Source organism: Micromonospora sp. WMMA1976 (genome assembly GCF_027497335.1).
Classification (GTDB): Bacteria; Actinomycetota; Actinomycetes; order Mycobacteriales; family Micromonosporaceae; genus Micromonospora; species Micromonospora aurantiaca.
This window is the reverse complement of sequence record NZ_CP114912.1, coordinates 6,576,075-6,591,731: the sequence shown is the minus strand read 5'-3', so window position 1 is coordinate 6,591,731 and position 15,657 is coordinate 6,576,075. Positions and strand designations below refer to the sequence as shown.

Annotated in this window: 15 protein-coding genes and 1 pseudogene; 8 read left to right on the top strand and 8 right to left on the bottom strand. The window is 73.0% G+C overall.

The window, feature by feature from the left end; translation table 11 throughout:
• Nucleotides 1-34: 34 nt before the first annotated feature.
• A pseudogene (locus tag O7546_RS30600) lies at nt 35-1,354 on the bottom strand (M14 family metallopeptidase); the annotation flags it as partial.
• A 205-nt stretch (nt 1,355-1,559) separates the two neighbouring features.
• On the opposite strand from O7546_RS30600, the gene O7546_RS30595 reads away from it, so the two are divergent.
• Entirely contained in the window at nt 1,560-2,900 is a 1,341-nt protein-coding gene (locus O7546_RS30595; protein WP_194802062.1) for a C39 family peptidase, read from the top strand.
• Nucleotides 2,901-2,990: 90 nt separating this feature from the next.
• Here O7546_RS30595 and O7546_RS30590 read toward each other — a convergent pair whose 3' ends face one another.
• The 3 genes from O7546_RS30590 to mqnE are packed head-to-tail and all read right to left on the bottom strand — an operon-like array spanning nt 2,991 to nt 4,919.
• The gene (locus tag O7546_RS30590; RefSeq protein WP_194802063.1) at nt 2,991-3,287 is read right to left on the bottom strand and encodes a DUF4229 domain-containing protein; all 297 of its coding nucleotides are present in this window, start codon (nt 3,285-3,287) and stop codon (nt 2,991-2,993) included.
• A 26-nt stretch (nt 3,288-3,313) separates the two neighbouring features.
• Entirely contained in the window at nt 3,314-3,742 is a 429-nt protein-coding gene (locus tag O7546_RS30585) for a hypothetical protein (RefSeq protein WP_194802064.1), read from the bottom strand.
• 7 nt (nt 3,743-3,749) lie between these two features.
• Complete coding sequence (gene mqnE, locus O7546_RS30580; protein ID WP_194802065.1) at nt 3,750-4,919, bottom strand: aminofutalosine synthase MqnE; 1,170 nt, start codon at nt 4,917-4,919, stop codon at nt 3,750-3,752.
• Nucleotides 4,920-5,141: 222 nt separating this feature from the next.
• On the opposite strand from mqnE, the gene O7546_RS30575 reads away from it, so the two are divergent.
• From O7546_RS30575 to O7546_RS30550, 6 genes are all read left to right on the top strand, one after another.
• A complete protein-coding gene (locus O7546_RS30575; protein ID WP_281600329.1) occupies nt 5,142-6,758 on the top strand; it encodes a C40 family peptidase in 1,617 nt (538 codons plus the stop codon).
• 109 nt (nt 6,759-6,867) lie between these two features.
• On the top strand, nt 6,868-8,511 hold the full coding sequence (locus tag O7546_RS30570; RefSeq protein ID WP_194802067.1) for a hypothetical protein: 1,644 nt from the start codon (nt 6,868-6,870) through the stop codon (nt 8,509-8,511).
• Between the two features lie 190 nt (nt 8,512-8,701).
• Nucleotides 8,702-10,630: a DEAD/DEAH box helicase gene (locus O7546_RS30565; protein WP_194802068.1), complete on the top strand. Its 1,929-nt coding sequence runs from the start codon at nt 8,702-8,704 to the stop codon at nt 10,628-10,630.
• A 167-nt stretch (nt 10,631-10,797) separates the two neighbouring features.
• Nucleotides 10,798-11,013 carry a hypothetical protein gene (locus O7546_RS30560; RefSeq protein ID WP_036311366.1) on the top strand — a complete coding sequence of 72 codons (216 nt, stop codon included), beginning with the start codon at nt 10,798-10,800 and terminating at the stop codon, nt 11,011-11,013.
• Between the two features lie 11 nt (nt 11,014-11,024).
• On the top strand, nt 11,025-11,234 hold the full coding sequence (locus tag O7546_RS30555) for a DNA-binding protein (RefSeq protein WP_194802069.1): 210 nt from the start codon (nt 11,025-11,027) through the stop codon (nt 11,232-11,234).
• Nucleotides 11,235-11,309: 75 nt separating this feature from the next.
• Nucleotides 11,310-11,930, top strand: coding sequence for a putative glycolipid-binding domain-containing protein (locus O7546_RS30550; protein WP_269698008.1), 621 nt, complete (start codon nt 11,310-11,312; stop codon nt 11,928-11,930).
• A 16-nt stretch (nt 11,931-11,946) separates the two neighbouring features.
• Here O7546_RS30550 and O7546_RS30545 read toward each other — a convergent pair whose 3' ends face one another.
• From O7546_RS30545 to O7546_RS30535, 3 genes are read right to left on the bottom strand one after another with little or no spacing between them, the layout of a single operon-like run.
• Nucleotides 11,947-13,041, bottom strand: coding sequence for a PLP-dependent cysteine synthase family protein (locus O7546_RS30545; RefSeq protein ID WP_194802071.1), 1,095 nt, complete (start codon nt 13,039-13,041; stop codon nt 11,947-11,949).
• A gap of 22 nt (nt 13,042-13,063) precedes the next feature.
• Nucleotides 13,064-13,894: an SDR family oxidoreductase gene (locus O7546_RS30540; RefSeq protein WP_269698005.1), complete on the bottom strand. Its 831-nt coding sequence runs from the start codon at nt 13,892-13,894 to the stop codon at nt 13,064-13,066.
• A gap of 42 nt (nt 13,895-13,936) precedes the next feature.
• A complete protein-coding gene (locus O7546_RS30535) occupies nt 13,937-14,395 on the bottom strand; it encodes an Lrp/AsnC family transcriptional regulator (RefSeq protein ID WP_018787850.1) in 459 nt (152 codons plus the stop codon).
• A gap of 256 nt (nt 14,396-14,651) precedes the next feature.
• On the opposite strand from O7546_RS30535, the gene O7546_RS30530 reads away from it, so the two are divergent.
• The gene (locus tag O7546_RS30530; RefSeq protein ID WP_013473529.1) at nt 14,652-14,918 is read left to right on the top strand and encodes a BldC family transcriptional regulator; all 267 of its coding nucleotides are present in this window, start codon (nt 14,652-14,654) and stop codon (nt 14,916-14,918) included.
• 57 nt (nt 14,919-14,975) lie between these two features.
• On the opposite strand, the gene O7546_RS30525 is transcribed toward O7546_RS30530, so the two are convergent.
• Complete coding sequence (locus O7546_RS30525) at nt 14,976-15,620, bottom strand: UbiX family flavin prenyltransferase (protein ID WP_194802073.1); 645 nt, start codon at nt 15,618-15,620, stop codon at nt 14,976-14,978.
• Nucleotides 15,621-15,657: the final 37 nt, after the last annotated feature.

Here is a 15,657-nt window from a genome sequence, read left to right as displayed (position 1 = left end):
GTGGAACCGGGGTTCCCGCCCGGTGGTGAGGTCAGCAGTACTGGCTCTGCTTGCCGATCGCCCGGTACGGGCAGTCGGCGTACTCGGACAGGATCAGCACGGCCTCCCGGTTGCGTGAGGTCTGCGCCGGGATCACCTCGTCCGGCGGGTAGAAGCCGCCGCCGGAGGCCGAGCCGGGGTACATCTCGAAGGTGTACGCCCAGATCTTGTGAGCGCCCCACATCCAGTCGATGCTGGTGCCGTCGGCGATGTAGAGGTCACTCGACTGTTCCGGGGTGTAGTTGTTCGTCGCCGCCATCTGCCGTCCGATGGTGGCGAAGGTGTTGTACTGGTCGGTGTTCATCCCGGTGGCGGTGTTGTTGTACGTGTATCCGTACGGCCAGAGCACCAGCTGCGAATAGGTGTGGAAGTCGATGTTCGCCTTGATCTGCTGCACGCCGCCGACGACCCGGCTGTTGACGAAGTTGCGCAGCGCCGCGGTCTCCGGGGCGGAGAAGGCGGACGGGCCCCGGTAGGTGTCCGACGACTTGGTGCCGGACGAGCCGCCGCAGCAGCCCCACTGGTAGGCCCAGTTGCGGTTCAGGTCGGTGCCGATGGCTGTGGAACCGCTGTTGGGCTGCCGGTTCTTGCGCCAGGAGCGGTACGAGCCGGTGGCGATGTCGTACTCGCTGCCGTCCGGGTTGACGGTGGGGACGATCCAGATCTCCCGGGAGTTGACGATGCTTGTGATCCGGGAGTCGCTGCCGTAGTTGTCGGTGAAGAGGTTGAGCAGGTAGATCGCCATCTCGACGGTCAGGTGCTCCCGGGCGTGCTGCTGGGCGTTGAACAGGATCTCCGGCTCGGCCTCGTCGGTGGCGACGTTGTCGGAGATCTTCACCGCCATCAGGTCCCGGCCCTGGTACGACGTGCCGATGCTCAGCTTGCGGGCGATGGTCGGGTGGTCGGCGACCACCTTGTTCACCACCGCTGTCAACTCGGCGTAGTCGTGGTAGTTCGAGTCGGCGGGCGGGAACGCGTTGGCGGTCATGCCCCCGTCGGCGTGGTCGTGCTCCGGCACGGCGTCCTTCTCGAGCCGGAATCCGAGCCGGGTGATCGCGTTGGCCTCGGCCTTGGTCGCCGTGACGTGCAGCACGCCGTGCTCGGAGTAGTCGATCGCGGCACCGGTGGAGGCGACCGCGGTGCGGTCGGCCGCCGTACGCGGGCCGAGGACCCGGTAGGCGACTGTGGTCGGCTCGCCGGAGCCTTCCGGTGCGGGTCGGGCGACGGCGGGGGCTGCGGCCGCGGCGACGATGGTGAGGCCGACGGCGGCGGCGAGCGCCAGCCGGCGGCGGAGCGGAGAGGCGCGGAAGGCCATGGACAACCTCCTGGGGGTACGGGAGATCCCGTTGTCCGCACACTCCACCAGGAGACACATGGTCATATCAATATCTGTCTTTGCCTTCGGCCATCCCGACCTGATCGTCACTTCGGCAATGATTTTCTATGCCTGAACATCTGGCGAAACTTCCCGCCAAGCGCGACAGTGAACGGCAACGATGCCGTCTCCCTGTGGAGCTGCCATGTTCGGACGACCCATGCGCGCGGCCGCCCTCGCCGGCCTCACCGCGCTCACCCTCCTCGGCACCAGCACTCCGGTCCAGGCACAAGCGCCGCGACCGGGCGTCACGCACGACGAACAGATCACCTTCCAGGAGTTCTCCCGCTTCCCCGACTGGCGTACCGGCACCCACCAGGGCACCCGCGCCGTACCGGGGCGCCACCCGGCGCTGACCATCGACCGCCCGGCGGGCACCACCGAGTTCACCGACGAGCACACCGGCACGACACGCACCTGGGAGTACGCCACCTGGACCTCGCCGGAGCGGCGGATCGGCTTCGACGCCACCGAGATGGTCGCGTCGTGGAACGCCGCCACCCCGGCCGGCACCTGGATCCAGGTCGAACTGCACGGCACGTACAACACCGGGGCACAGACCCCCTGGTACGTCATGGGCCGCTGGGCCTCCGGCGACCAGGACATCAAGCGCTCCACGCTGGACGGCCAGGGCGACCCGTGGTCGAGCATCTGGACCGACACGTTCTCGGTCGACGACGCCGACGCCGGGGTGCTGCTGCGCTCGTACCAGTTGCGGCTGACGCTCTACCGCGCGCCCGGCCAGGCAGCCGCGCCGCAGGTCCGGATGCTCGGCGCGATGGCGTCGAACGTGCCGGACCGGTTCACCGTCACGCCGAGCCGGGGCGGTATCGCCTGGGGCACCGAACTGGCCGTGCCGCGCTACTCGCAGAACATCCACATCGGCGAGTACCCCGAGTACGACGGCGGCGGTGAGGCGTGGTGCTCACCCACCTCGACGGAGATGGTGGTCGAGTACTGGGGTCGCAAGCCCTCGGCCGAGGACACCTCCTGGGTCGACCCCTCCTACCCCGACCCGACCGTCGACCACGCCGCCCGGATGACCTACGACTACGAATACGAGGGCGCCGGCAACTGGCCGTTCAACACCGCGTACGCGGCGAGCTTCCCCGGCCTGGAGGCGCGGGTCACCCGGCTGCACTCGCTGGACGAGGCGGAACGGTTCATCAAGGCGGGCATCCCGGTGGTCACCTCGCAGTCGTTCCTCGCCAGCGAACTGGACGGGGCCAACTACGGCACCTCCGGGCACCTGTTCGTGATCGTCGGCTTCACCGCCGACGGCGACGTGATCGTCAACGACCCGGCGTCCTCGTCCAACGACGCGGTCCGCAACGTCTACAAGCGGGAGCAGTTCGAGCAGATCTGGCTGCGCACCAAGCGCTACCGGGCCAACGGCACCGTGGCCTCCGGCTCCGGCGGCATCGCGTACCTGATCAAGCCGGCCGACCGGCCGTGGCCGGTCGTCCCGGGCTCGACCAACTGGTGAATCGCCCGGCCGGCCGGTGAACGGTTCGGCCGGCCGATGACGACGAGGGGCCCGGTGCCGTGTCCGGCGCCGGGCCCCTCGTTCGTCCGCTCAGCCGTCGCGGCGTTCGGCGTCCGGCTCGGTGGCCGGCGCGGTGCCCGGCTCGTCGTCACCGGCGAGCGCCGAGCGCAGCCGGTCCTTCTCCGCGCGACGCCGCTCCGACGCCTCCGCCATCTCGCCGGCCATCTCGTCCCGCCAGTTGCGCAGCAGGAAGAACGACAGCGCGGCGGAGGAGATCAGCGCCACCATCAGCCGCAGGAACATGTTCATCTCGACGAACCAGAGGGCTGCCAGCACGGCGACGAACAGCCCGACCCGGCCCAGCGTGTACTTGACCGCCGCGCTCATTCCCGCATTCCCACTCTCTCCGTGCCTCAGCCCGTACGCCGGGCCAGCCAGTGCACGCCATGAAACCAGATGACGGCGTAGACCACGGTGAACACCGCCGCGGCCAGCGCGCCGGTGAACAGCGCGGGCAGCCCGGAGGCCAGGCCCGCGGCCAGCAGACCGGCGACGATGCCGAGCCCGAGACCGGCCAGCGCGGCCACCACCCGGGCGGCGCCGAACTCCCAGGCCCGGAACTCGTCCCAGAACAACCAGAGCGGCAGGATCACCGCGAGCCAGCCGTTCGTACCCCCGAAGCCGCTGTCGCCCACTGTGGCGAACGCCCACTCGAAGACCAGCAGCGCCAGCACCCCGATGACCAGGCCGGCCAGGCTCACCCCGAGCAGGTCACCGAGGGTGAGGATGCGGCCCTCGGCGTCGCGCCGGGGGAAGCCGCGCTGCTGTTCCTCGTCGCTCATCGCCAGGTCAGGCCCAGACCTGCTGCGGCTCGGACCGGCGCTCCGCCAGCGACGGCGGCCCGTCGTACTCGCGGACGATCTCGTAGCGGGTGTTCCGCTCGACGGGACGGAAGCCCGCGTCCCAGATCATGTGCAGCAGGTCGTCGCGGTGCATGGTGTTCGGCGTGCCGTACGAGTCGGCGTCGTGGGTGATCTTGTATTCCACGACCGAGCCGTCCAGGTCGTCGACGCCGAAGTTCAGCGAGAGCTGCGCGACAGACAGCCCGTGCATGACCCAGAAGCACTTCACGTGCGGCACGTTGTCGAACAGCAGCCGGGAGACCGCGAACGTCTTGAGCGACTCGGCCGGCGAGGCCATCGTGGTCCGGGCCTGGATCCGGTTACGGATCTTGCCGTCCGCCGAGTCGACGAAGTCGTGCTGGTAGCGCAGCGGGATGAAGACCTGGAAACCGCCGGTCTCGTCCTGCAGCTCACGCAGCCGCAGCACGTGGTCGACCCGGTGCCGGGGCTCCTCGATGTGGCCGTAGAGCATCGTCGACGGCGTCTTCATGCCCTTCGAGTGGGCCAGCCGGTGGATGCGCGACCAGTCCTCCCAGTGGCAGTTGTGGTCGACGATGTGCTGCCGGACCTCCCAGTCGAAGATCTCCGCGCCACCGCCGGTGAGCGACTCCAGGCCGGCGTCCATCAGCTCGTCGAGGATCGCGTCGGCGGTGAGCCCGCTGATCTTCTCGAACCACTGCACCTCGGTCGCGGTGAACGCCTTGAGGTTGACCTTCGGCAGCGCGGCCTTCAGCTCGCGCAGCACCTTCGGGTAGTAGCGCCAGGGCAGCGTCGGGTGCAGGCCGTTGACGATGTGCAGCTCGGTGAGCTGCTCGTCCTCCATCTCCTTGGCCTTGCGGACCGCCTCGTCGATGCGCATCGTGTAGGCGTCCTTCTCGCCCGGCTTGCGCTGGAACGAGCAGTACGCGCACGACGCGGAGCAGACGTTCGTCAGGTTCAGGTGCCGGTTGACGTTGAACATCACCCGGTCGCCGTTGAGCTCGGTACGCCTGTGGTGAGCCAGCCGGCCCAGCCAGGTCAGGTCGTCGCTGTCGTAGAGGGCGATGCCGTCCTCGCGGGTCAGCCGCTCCCCCGCGTACACCTTCGCCTCGAGTTCGCGCTTGAGTCCGGCGTCCATCCGAAAGCCACGTCCTTCCACCTGGGTTCCCGATCGAGCGTACGTCGCGGGTCCGACCGGCCGCCGACCTGGGCGTGCCGGTTCACCCGTGGTCACGCTCCGCACATCGACATCGTCGCAACCGTGAGGTAAGACAGGGTGGGGCGGAACACACACCAGGGCCGTCCTGTCCCGACACGCCCCAACCACGCGTGACGGACCCCAGACCGGACGGGGAGCGGTATGGCTCACAGCACCAAGGCCCGACGGCGACGAGGACGGCAGCCGGTGATCTCACCGATCCTGCGCCCGGCGCTCTGGTCCGCCCTCCTGGGGGCGGTCGCGGCCGCGGCGCTCGCCACACCCGCCTGGGCCGACCCGCTGCCCGACGTCGTGCCCGACACCGGTTCCCGGCCCCAGGTCACCGGCCCGCTGCAGCTGCCCGGCGCGTCCGGCACCGTCCGCGGCGTACCCGGCACCGTTCCCGGCGTGCCGGGCACCGTTCCCGGCCTCCCCGGCACCGTCCCGGGTCTGCCCGGCGTCACCAACCCGGCCGACGGCCCGCTGATCGCGCAGATCAACCAGCTCGACGCCCGGGTGACCCAGCTCGGCGAGGCGCTGCTCGGGATCAAGACCGAGCGGGACGCCGCGCAGACCGAGCTGGCCCAGTCCGCCACCCGGCTCAAGGAGGCCCAGGAAGCGCTCCGCCGCGCCCAGGACAACGCCAAGAGCGCCGCCGCCGACGCCGTGAAGGCCGACGCGGCGCTGCCGCCCGGCGAGTTCGGCGCCAGCCTGCGCGACTTCGCCAACCTCCAGCGCATCACCCGCGGCGACAAGGCCGAGGGCGCCACCACGTCGGTGACCGGCGAACTCCTGCGTGCCACAAGCGCCGAGGAGGCCGCCCGAAAGGCACACGAGTCGGCCCAGCGCCGGGCCGGCGAGAAGGCCGCCGAGTTCACCCGCGCCGAGACCGACCTGCGCAAGCAGGAGACCGCGCTCGTCGCGTTGCGCAAGGAGAACGCGGCCAAGCTGCTGGAGATCGAGCGCCTTGCGGACGCCGCCGAGCAACGGCTCGGCACCTCGTACGTGGTCGACCAGAGCATCGACGGCCTGGTGGCGGACCCGAAGGCGCTCGCCGCCGTGCGCTACGCCCTCGCCCAGCTCGGCGACCCCTACCTGTGGGCTGCGGAGGGCCCGGACCGGTTCGACTGTTCCGGCCTGATGCTCGCCTCCTACCAGGCGGCCGGCTACCGGGGCCTGCCCCGCGTCGCCAAGGACCAGTACTTCGCCACCCGGTCCCGCACCGTCTCGCCGACCGCCCTGCTCCCCGGTGACCTGCTGTTCTTCGCCTCCAGCAGCAGCTGGACCAGCGTCCACCACGTCGCCATGTACATCGGCAACGGCAAGATGGTGGAGGCGCCGCGGACCGGCGACGTCGTCAAGATCTCGGTGGTCCGCTGGTCCCGCCTCTACGCCGCCACCCGGGTGATCGGAGCGGTTCCCGCCCCGGCCACGCCCGTCCCGCCGCCCACCGTGCCGGCCACGCCGAAGCCGTCGACCACGCCCAAGCCGACGCCCACCACCCCGAAGCCGTCGACCACACCCAAGCCGACGCCGACCACGCCGAAGCCCACCACGCCGACGCCGAAGCCGACGACGTCCAGCCCGGCGCCGACCACGCCGCCGCCGAGCCCGACCGACTCGCCCGACCCGACGCCGAGCCAGAGCGAGAGCGCGGAGCCGGACACCACCAGCGCCGCGCCGAGCAGCAGCAGTGTCGCCCCGTCGAGAAGCAGCGTCGCCCCGTCGAGCAGCACGTCCGGCAGCGGCTCCGCCAGCCCCAGCAGCAGCGCCGACTGACCCAACCGCCACTCCGGCTGTGCTCCCGGGCCGGAATGTGGCACGGTGAGATCCAGGCACTTCCGGTCGGCGCCACGGCCGGAGGCGAGCGTGGGTGCGGAGGGGCGAGATGGGCGAGCAGGACGTTCCGGCGGAGAAGGTCCACCCGGGACCGACGCCCGGCCCCGCCGACCCGGCCGGCGACGACGACAGCGGTTCGGGTCCACCGGTGGCCGTCGCGCGGGCGCGGGTGTCCGTCGCCGGCGCGGCCGTACCGCCGCCCGCCGGTGACGCGCAGCCGATTCCGCAGGCCGGCCCGACGACGTACCGGGCAGGCACCCAGGCGGAGACCCCACCACCGCTGGACCGGCGTCTGCCCGGCGCCACCGTGCCGCCGTCCAGTTGGTCCGCCTTCGCCGTGGGCGAACGCCAGGCGACACCCCAGCCCGCCGCCGGCACGGCGCCCACGCCCGCCGCCGCGGAGGCCGACGGCGACGCCTCCCCGGGTACGCCCGGCAGTGCTCCGGCCGCCATCCCGGCACCCCGCGTCTCCGGGTCTGCACGCGTGCCCGCTCCGGCCGCCGCAACCGCGGACGCGGCAGCGCCGGCCGACGCCGCACCGGAGCGCGACAGCGCACCGGCCGAGCAGGCGGACGGGACCGACGACTCCCCGTCCCCGGCAGCCGGTTCGGTCGACCCGCCGCCGAACGCGGCACCGGCCTCCGCCGCCGACCGCCCGGCCCCGCTCACCGGCGCGTCCACGGCCGCCGAGCAGGCCGGATCCGCGCCCGCCCGGGCCAGCGCATCGGTGCCCGGCCTGAGCCGCGTCTCGGCCGAGGAGGTCGCCGCCTCCGTGGTGGCCGCGCCGCCCGCCGCCGCCACCGTCTACCGGGCCGGGCCGGTGAACCCGGAACCGCCGGAGCCGGTCCAGCCGCCGGAGCCCGCGCAACCCCCGGCGCCGAACGGACCGGAGCCCGAGCCGGCGCCGACCCCGGTGCCCGGTCCGACGCCGCCGTCACCGGCGCCGCCGGTACCCGAGCCGGAGCCGCCGCTACGGCCCACGCCGCCCCTGCCCGTGCCGCCCGCGCCCACCCCGCCGACGCCGACGCCCGGCCCGGTGCCGCCGGTCCCCGGGCCGCCGGTACCGCCGCCGGGTCCGCCCGTACCCCCGCCCCCGCCGCCACCGGGTCCGATGCCCGCGCCGCCGTTCCCGCCGCCACCGGCGATGACCGGCGCGGCGGACCCGCTGCCCGCGCCGCTGTTCCCGGCGCCTCCCGCCACGCCGGCGTTCCCGCCCGCGCGGGCCGCCGTCCCGACCCCGCCGGCGCCGCTCGTCGCGCCGCCGGCCGCCGCGCCGCCGTCGTGGGCCGCCGCACCCGTGTCGGACCCGCCGCCGCCCGTGGTGCCGGCCCCGGCGCTGCCGACCTGGCCGCCGCCGGCCACGCCCGCCCGCGACGCCGACACCACCCGCCCGGTACGCCCACAGCCCGCCGAGCCGGATCTCGCCACCACCGCGTACGGCGGAACCGACGGGCCCGGGTTCGCCACCGTGTCGTTCCCGCAGGGCAACCCGCTGGAGAACTCCGGATCGCTGACCGGGCACATCCTGGCCCAGGGCTGGTCCGAGGAGGGCCCGGCGGCCCGGGGCGGCAACACGAAGGTGTTCATCGTGCTGGCCGTCGCGCTGACCATGTTGATCGCGATCAGTCTGCTCGTGGTCTTCCTGGCCAACGACGCGTTGAGCGGGCTGACCGGGACCATGCTCATCGAGTGACGGGGGTGAGCCCGCCCACTACGTTCTCGCGTCGCCGTGGCGGAGCGGGCGATGCGCCGTACACTTGTCTGCGATCACTGACCTGGCGCGCCCGACTGCGCGCGCCCATGGGCGATCTTGCGGGCGATTCGGCGGCGTGACAGGCCGCGGCGGGCCATCGCGAAGATGCGCCCCGCTCGAGAGGTATTTCTTGACCACGTTCGCTGAACCCAGCACGTCCCCGTCCGTCGACCCGACGCCCGACACCGTCGATTTCGCCTCGCTCGGCCTGCCCCGGCAGGTCGTCGAGACGCTCGCCCGGCAGGGCATCACCACCCCGTTCGAGATCCAGCGGGCCACGCTGCCCGACTCGCTGGCGGGCCGCGACGTCCTCGGCCGGGGCCAGACCGGCTCCGGCAAGACGCTCGCCTTCGGCCTGCCGGTGATCGCCCGGGTCGCCGACCGCAACCGGGCCCGGCCGCTGCACCCGCGCGCCCTGGTCCTGGTCCCCACCCGTGAACTTGCCATGCAGGTCAACGACGCCCTCGTGCCGCTCGGCAAGGCGGTGGGCGTGTTCCTGAAGACCGCCGTCGGCGGCGTGCCGTACGACAGGCAGATCGACGCGCTGCGCCGCGGCGTGGAGATCGTCGTGGCCACCCCGGGACGGCTCGGCGACCTGATCGAGCGCGGCGTGTGCCGGCTCGACGACGTCGAGATCACCGTGCTGGACGAGGCCGACCAGATGGCCGACATGGGCTTCCTGCCCGAGGTCACCCGGCTGCTGGCGAAGACTCCGGCGGACGCGCAGCGGCTGCTGTTCTCGGCCACTCTGGACAACGACGTCGACACGCTCGTCAAGCGGTTCATGACCGACCCGGTCACCCACTCGACCGCGCCGGCCACCGCCGCCGTGTCCACGATGGATCACCACCTGCTGCTGATCCCGCCGCACGACAAGTTCGCGGTCGCCGCGTCCATCGCCGCCCGCGAGGGCCGCACCATGCTGTTCGCCCGTACGCAGCTCGGCGTGGACCGGCTCGTCGAGCAGCTCGCGGCCGTCGGCGTACGGGCCGGTGGGCTGCACGGCGGCAAGACCCAGCGCATGCGCACCAAGACGCTCGCCGAGTTCCGCGAGGGCCGGACGCCCGTGCTGGTCGCGACCGACGTGGCGGCCCGGGGCATCCACGTCGACGGCGTCTCGCTGGTGCTGCACGTGGACCCGCCGAAGGACCCCAAGGACTACCTGCACCGGGCCGGCCGTACCGCTCGGGCCGGCGAGTCGGGCGCGGTGGCGACGCTGGTGCTGCCCAAGCAGCGCCGCACCACGCTGGCCATGATGGAGAAGGCGGGCGTCGAGCCGGCCGAGACCCGGGTCCGGGCGGGCGACGAGGCGCTGGCCGAGCTGACCGGCGCGCGCGAGCCCAGCGGCGTGCCGGTGCGGGACGAGCCGGAGCCGCGACGCGGCGGCGGCTCGCGCCGCTTCGGCGACCGCGACGGCCGGGGCTTCGACCGGGGCGGGCGGGGCGGCTTCTCCGACCGTGGCGAGCGCCGGTTCGGCGACCGTGACGGCCGGGGCGAGCGCCGCTTCGGCGACCGGCCCGCGGGCGAGCGGTCCGGTGACCGGTTCGCTGATCGTGGCGGTGACCGCCGGTTCGGCGACCGGCCGGCCGGTGAGCGCTACTCGGGCGAGCGGTCCGGCGGCGGCGAGCGCCGCTTCGGGCGGCCGGAGCGTCGCGACGACCGGGGCTTCGGAGACCGGGGCGAGCGCTTCGGCGACCGGCGGTCCGACGGCCGGAGCTTCGGCGAGCAGCGGTCCGACGACCGCGGCCAGCGCTTCGGCGGCCAGCGCGGCGACGACCGGCGCTTCGGCGAGCGGGCCGACCGGCCGTACGGCGACCGGCAGCAGCCGGCGGCCGGACGCGGGTACGACCGGGACGAGCGGCGGTACGACGACCGGCCGGGCGGCTCGCGCGGCTTCGGTGACCGGCGCCAGGACGACCGCCCGCACGCCGAGCGGCGTTTCGGTGACCGGGGCGACGCGCGTCCGGCCGAGCGCCGGGCCGGCGGTTTCCGGGCCGAAGGGCGGGGCCGGGACGACAGGCGCGGCTTCGGCGGGCGCCCGCCGGCACGTACCCACTGATCTGAGCGCACCCACTGCCGCCGCCGAGCATCCGCTCGGCGGCGGCGGTGCGTCTGGGGCGATGTCGGCTCCCGTTCTAGCTGCGCGGTGGCGTCGTGAACTCGCCACCGGGCGGAGGGCCTGATCCATCAGATCGCTCACTTGCGCCCGCTCCTACCTTTGAAGTCGTGACCAAGGAGACGGGACCGGGCGAACTTGTCGCGGCCGGTGAGATCTTGAAGATGCTCGGCGTGGGCAGATCGAGATTCCGCGAGATCCGGCGGCATCCCGCATTCCCCGCGCCGTATCAAGAGCTGTCGGTCGGCGCGGTCTGGTTGAAGCGGGACGTCGAGCGGTACATCCGAGAGCACCGGCCGCCCCGGCCGGCGGACGACGACGAGTAGCCCGGCAACGTATGAACACACCGCGGCTGTACGGGCCCGGCGAGCTGGCCGCCCTGTTCGGCGTGTCGCGTCAGCGGGTCCTCCAGATCACCCGTCGCCCCGGGTTTCCCGAGCCGCTCGCCCGACTGATCGGCATGAACGTCTGGGACGCCGATGAGGTCGACGAGTGGGCCCGCCACAACCGGCCGCCCCGCCCCACCGAGGGCGACGAGCAGGGGTAGTCGGTAACGCCCCGGCTCGCGGCGGCGTTCGCGCATCCGCTGCCGCGGACGGCCGGGTCGCGTAACGTCCGGACCATGCCGAAGTCGCTCTTCTGGGCCCGGACCGACACCGCCGGCTCCGAGCACGTCGTGCTCGACGACGGTCAGGGGCTGACCGCGCAGGGTGTGGCGCTCGCCGTGGATCCGATCCCGTACACGTGCCGGTATCGCCTGACCGTCGGGCCGGACTGGTCGACGAACCGGCTGGAGGTCGAGTCCGAGGGCGCCGGCTGGTCGCGGAGCGTACGCCTGGAGCGGGGCCGGGACGGGTGGCGCGTGCGTACCGGCGAGGAGGGTGACCTGGACGCGGCGCTGAGCGCGGCGGGCCACCCACCGGCGGGCCTGCCTGGTACCGACGACCCGGGCCGGCTGGTCGAGGCGCTCGACGTGGACCTGGGCGGTTCCCCGCTGACGAACACGCTGCCGATCCGCCGGATCGGGCTGGGCCGGCTGCCCGCCGACCTGGCCACCGCCGTGACTGTGGCCTGGGTGCTGCTGCCCGGCCTGGCCGTGGTGCCCGCCGAGCAGGTCTACACCTCGCTGGGCCCGGGCCGGGTCCGGTATTCCAGTGACACGTTCGCCGCCGACCTGGAGGTCGACCCGGACGGTTTCGTGGTGCGCTATCCGGGGCTTGCCGAGCGGGTCGACCCGCGCTGACCGTCCGCGGTCCGGCTCAGGCCGCCGGCCAGGTGCCGTCGGTCAGGAACCGGTCGATGATGGCGAGGTGCGGGGCGAGGTCGAGGCCCTGGGCGGCCACCCACTCGTCGGAGTAGTAGGTGTCGCCGTACCTGTCGCCCGGATCGCAGATCAGCGTGACCACCGAGCCGGTACGCCCGGCCGCGCGCATCTGCGCGATCAGCCCGAACGCGCCCCACAGGTTGGTGCCGGTGGAGCCGCCCACGCGGCGGCCGAGCACCGCCGAACCGGCCCGCATGGCGGCGAGCGACGCGGCGTCCGGCACCTGCACCATCCGGTCCACCACGCTGGGCAGGAACGACGCCTCGACGGTGGGCCGCCCGATGCCCTCGATCCGGGAGCCGCGGTCGGTGCGCACCGACCAGTCGCCGGCCTGCCAGGCGGGGTAGAAGGCGGAGTTCTCCGGGTCCACCACGCAGAGCTTGGTGGGCAGCCGCCGATACCGGGCGTACCGGCCGATGGTGGCGCTGGTGCCGCCGGTGCCGGCGCCGACCACGATCCAGGCGGGCACCGGGTGCCGTTCCAGCGCGAGCTGGGCGTAGATCGACTCGGCGATGTTGTTGTTGCCCCGCCAGTCGGTGGCCCGCTCGGCGTAGGTGAACTGGTCCATGAACCGGCCACCGCTGTCCTCGGCGAGCCAGCGCGCCTCCACCACGACCTTCGACGGGTCGTCCACCAGGTGGCAGCGTCCGCCCTGGAACTCGATCTGGGCGATCTTCTCCGGCGACGTGGAGGCGGGCATGACGGCGATGAACGGCAGCCCGAGCATCCGGGCGAAGTACGCCTCGGAGACCGCCGTCGAGCCGGACGACGCCTCGACGATCGTGGTGTCCGGGCCGATCCAGCCGTTGCAGAGGCCGTAGAGGAACAGCGACCGGGCGAGCCGGTGCTTCAGCGAGCCGGTGGGGTGCACCGACTCGTCCTTGAGGTAGAGGTCGATCCCCCACTCGCGGGGCAGCGGGAACGGCAGCAGGTGGGTGTCGGCGGAGCGGTTGGCGTCCGCCTCGACAGTGGCGATCGCCTCGGTCACCCAGCGCCGGCTGGCCTCGTCGCACCTGTCGAAGTGAGTCACGCCGGCAACGTTACAAGCGAGGTCAGCTCGGGTTCTCCCGGACCCGGCGGGCCTGCCGCCGCTGACCGGCTCGTCCGGTGGCCCGGATCACCGGCGTGAGGGCCAGGGCGAGCCGGGGGAAGGCGTCCAACAGCCGTACCTGGGCGCCGCGCCAGCGCGGCAGGCTGACCACCGGCCGGGGCCGCCGGGCCAGCCGGACGGCCCGCGCGGCCACCCGCTCCGGCGTGAGCAGCGAGCCGGTGAAGGACGCCAGCGCTCCCGGGTCGTCCAGCTTGTCGTGCAGCATCGGCGTCCAGATCCCGTCCGGGCACAGGCACGACACGTGTACGCCCCGGACGCCGGCCATCCGCAGGTCGCTCAGGGTGCCGAGGCTGAACGCGAGCAGGGCGTGCTTGCTGGCCGCGTACACCGTCTCGCCCGGCGCGGCGATCAGCCCGGCCAGCGAGACGACGTTCAGCACGTGGCCGCGACCCTGCTCGCGCATCACCGCGACGGCGGCGAGCGTGCCGTTCATCGCGCCGAGCGCGTTGACCTCGACCACCGCGCTCCGGGCCGGGGCGTCGTGCGCCCACGACGGCCCGGTGACCAGGATGCCCGCGTTGTTCACCCAGAGCCCGAGGCCGCCGGGCGCGGCCGCCGCCTCGGCGGCCACGTCCGTGCAGGCGGATTCGTCGCGTACGTCGAGCGGGCGGGACCAGCCACCCAGCGGCGCGGCGGCGGCCGACGCGGCCCCGGCGTCGACGTCGGTGAGCAGCACGTTCCACCCGTCGGCGTGCAGCGCGGCGGCGATCGCCCGCCCCAGCCCGCCGGCCGCTCCTGTCACCACTGCGGCGCCGCGCTCCGAGCTCGTCATCGGCGCACGGTAACCGCAACCCCCGCCCCGGGGCCAGAGGCGTCAGGCGGTGGGGGGTTCCAGCGGCTGCGGGCGGTTCTCCCACTTGGTCGACAGGGCGATGCTGGTACGGGTGGACGCCACCCCGGCCGTCCGGTTCAGCCGGACGATCAGCTGCTCCAGCTCGGCGATCGTGCCGACGCGCGCCTTGAGCAGGAAGGACTCGACGCCGGCCATGAAGTAGCAGGACTCGATCTCGGGGATGCGGCGGAACGACTCCAGCACGTCGTCGGTGTCCGCGTCGGAGTCCTCGATGATGCCGATGAGCGCTGTCACGCCGAGCCCGATCGACTCCGGCTCGACCTCGGCCCGGTACGCCCGGATCACGCCGCTGGACTCCAGCTTGCCGACCCGCTCGTGCACGGCCGGGGCGGAGAGGCCGACCTGACGGGCCAGCTCGGCGTACGACAGACGGGCGTTGCCCCGCAACAACTCCACGAGGCTCAGGTCGATCGTGTCCACGGAGAGTGACCCTATCCGTTCGGCGACCACGGAACACTCTCGGTACCGGTGGATCAACCCTTCACAAACGTACGATGAGGGGGTTCTCCACCGGTACCATTTCCTATCCTTCCCAGTGTGTGCGTTTTTCGCGTTTGGCGGACACGTCCGGTAGCCGGTGCTGTAATTGCCATACGTCCCTCATGACGGCTCTGGGCTCGCACCGGCCGGGGGCAGTGTGTTCAGCCGGGGGCTTCGTCGACGCGAGGAGGGGGCTGTGGACACTGGAGATCGCCTGCTGACACCGGGTGAGGTCGCTGCGCTGTTTCGGGTGGACCCGAAGACCGTGACCAGATGGGCAGCGGCCGGCCGGATCGGCAGTATCCGGACTCCAGGAGGGCACCGCCGGTTTCGGGAATCCGAGGTGCGGGCCCTGCTCGAGGGGGAGGGCATGCTGGACGAGGCGGAGGACATGGGCAAGGCCCGCAACATGGGCCCGACCGCTTCCACCGGCCCCGGACCGGCGAACGCCGGCATGTACTGAACGTGCGGGGCGCGGTCCGGCCGAGGGCCGCGCCCCGAACGTCGCCCACCGGTTCCGTCAGTGCGGATCCGCCTCCCGGCGACCGGCGGCCAGCTCGCCGGACCACCGCCGGAACAGCGTGTGCTCGACACCGAGCGCGTCGAGCACCTTCCCGGCCACGAAGTCCACGAGCTGCCCGGCGGACGCCGACGCCCCGGCGCCGTAGAAGCCCGGACTGGCCGGCAGCACCACCGCGCCCGCGTCGTGCAGCGCGATGAGATGTTCCAGGTGACTGCGGGTCACCGGCGTCTCCCGGGGCACCACGACGACCGGGCGGCGCTCCTTGAGGTTGACCTCGGCGGCGCGCTGGAGCAGATCCTTCGACAACCCGATCGCGATACCCGCGCACGCGGCGGTGCTGGCCGGCACCACCGCCATGCCGCGTACCGGGTAGGAGCCGCTGCTCGGGCCGGCGGCCAGGTCGCCGGCGGGCCAGTGCCGCAGGTCCGCGCCGGTGAGGTCGCGGTCGAGCCAGGCGGCCAGGTCTTCGGTCCAGTGCGCGTCCCGGAAGGGCCGGCCGGTCTCGTCCAGCACCGTCAGCCGGGCCGCCCGGGAGACGATCAGGTCCACCGCCTGACCGGCGTCGAGCAGTCCCCGGACGACAGCCGCCGCGTACGGCGTCCCGGACGCGCCGGAGACACCCACCACCCATGATTCGCGCATGCCCTCAAGCGTGCCTGGTCGCCGCCGACGGCGGGCG

Excerpts from the sequence above, each read along its gene's own strand:
- O7546_RS30595 (WP_194802062.1), top strand. The coding sequence starts at position 1,560 with ATGTTCGGACGACCCATGCGCGCGGCCGCCCTCGCCGGCCTCACCGCG.
- O7546_RS30590 (WP_194802063.1), bottom strand. The coding sequence starts at position 3,287 with ATGAGCGCGGCGGTCAAGTACACGCTGGGCCGGGTCGGGCTGTTCGTC.
- O7546_RS30585 (WP_194802064.1), bottom strand. The coding sequence starts at position 3,742 with ATGAGCGACGAGGAACAGCAGCGCGGCTTCCCCCGGCGCGACGCCGAG.
- mqnE (WP_194802065.1), bottom strand. The coding sequence starts at position 4,919 with ATGGACGCCGGACTCAAGCGCGAACTCGAGGCGAAGGTGTACGCGGGG.
- O7546_RS30575 (WP_281600329.1), top strand. The coding sequence starts at position 5,142 with ATGGCTCACAGCACCAAGGCCCGACGGCGACGAGGACGGCAGCCGGTG.
- O7546_RS30570 (WP_194802067.1), top strand. The coding sequence starts at position 6,868 with ATGGGCGAGCAGGACGTTCCGGCGGAGAAGGTCCACCCGGGACCGACG.
- O7546_RS30555 (WP_194802069.1), top strand. The coding sequence starts at position 11,025 with ATGAACACACCGCGGCTGTACGGGCCCGGCGAGCTGGCCGCCCTGTTC.
- O7546_RS30550 (WP_269698008.1), top strand. The coding sequence starts at position 11,310 with ATGCCGAAGTCGCTCTTCTGGGCCCGGACCGACACCGCCGGCTCCGAG.
- O7546_RS30540 (WP_269698005.1), bottom strand. The coding sequence starts at position 13,894 with ATGACGAGCTCGGAGCGCGGCGCCGCAGTGGTGACAGGAGCGGCCGGC.
- O7546_RS30525 (WP_194802073.1), bottom strand. The coding sequence starts at position 15,620 with ATGCGCGAATCATGGGTGGTGGGTGTCTCCGGCGCGTCCGGGACGCCG.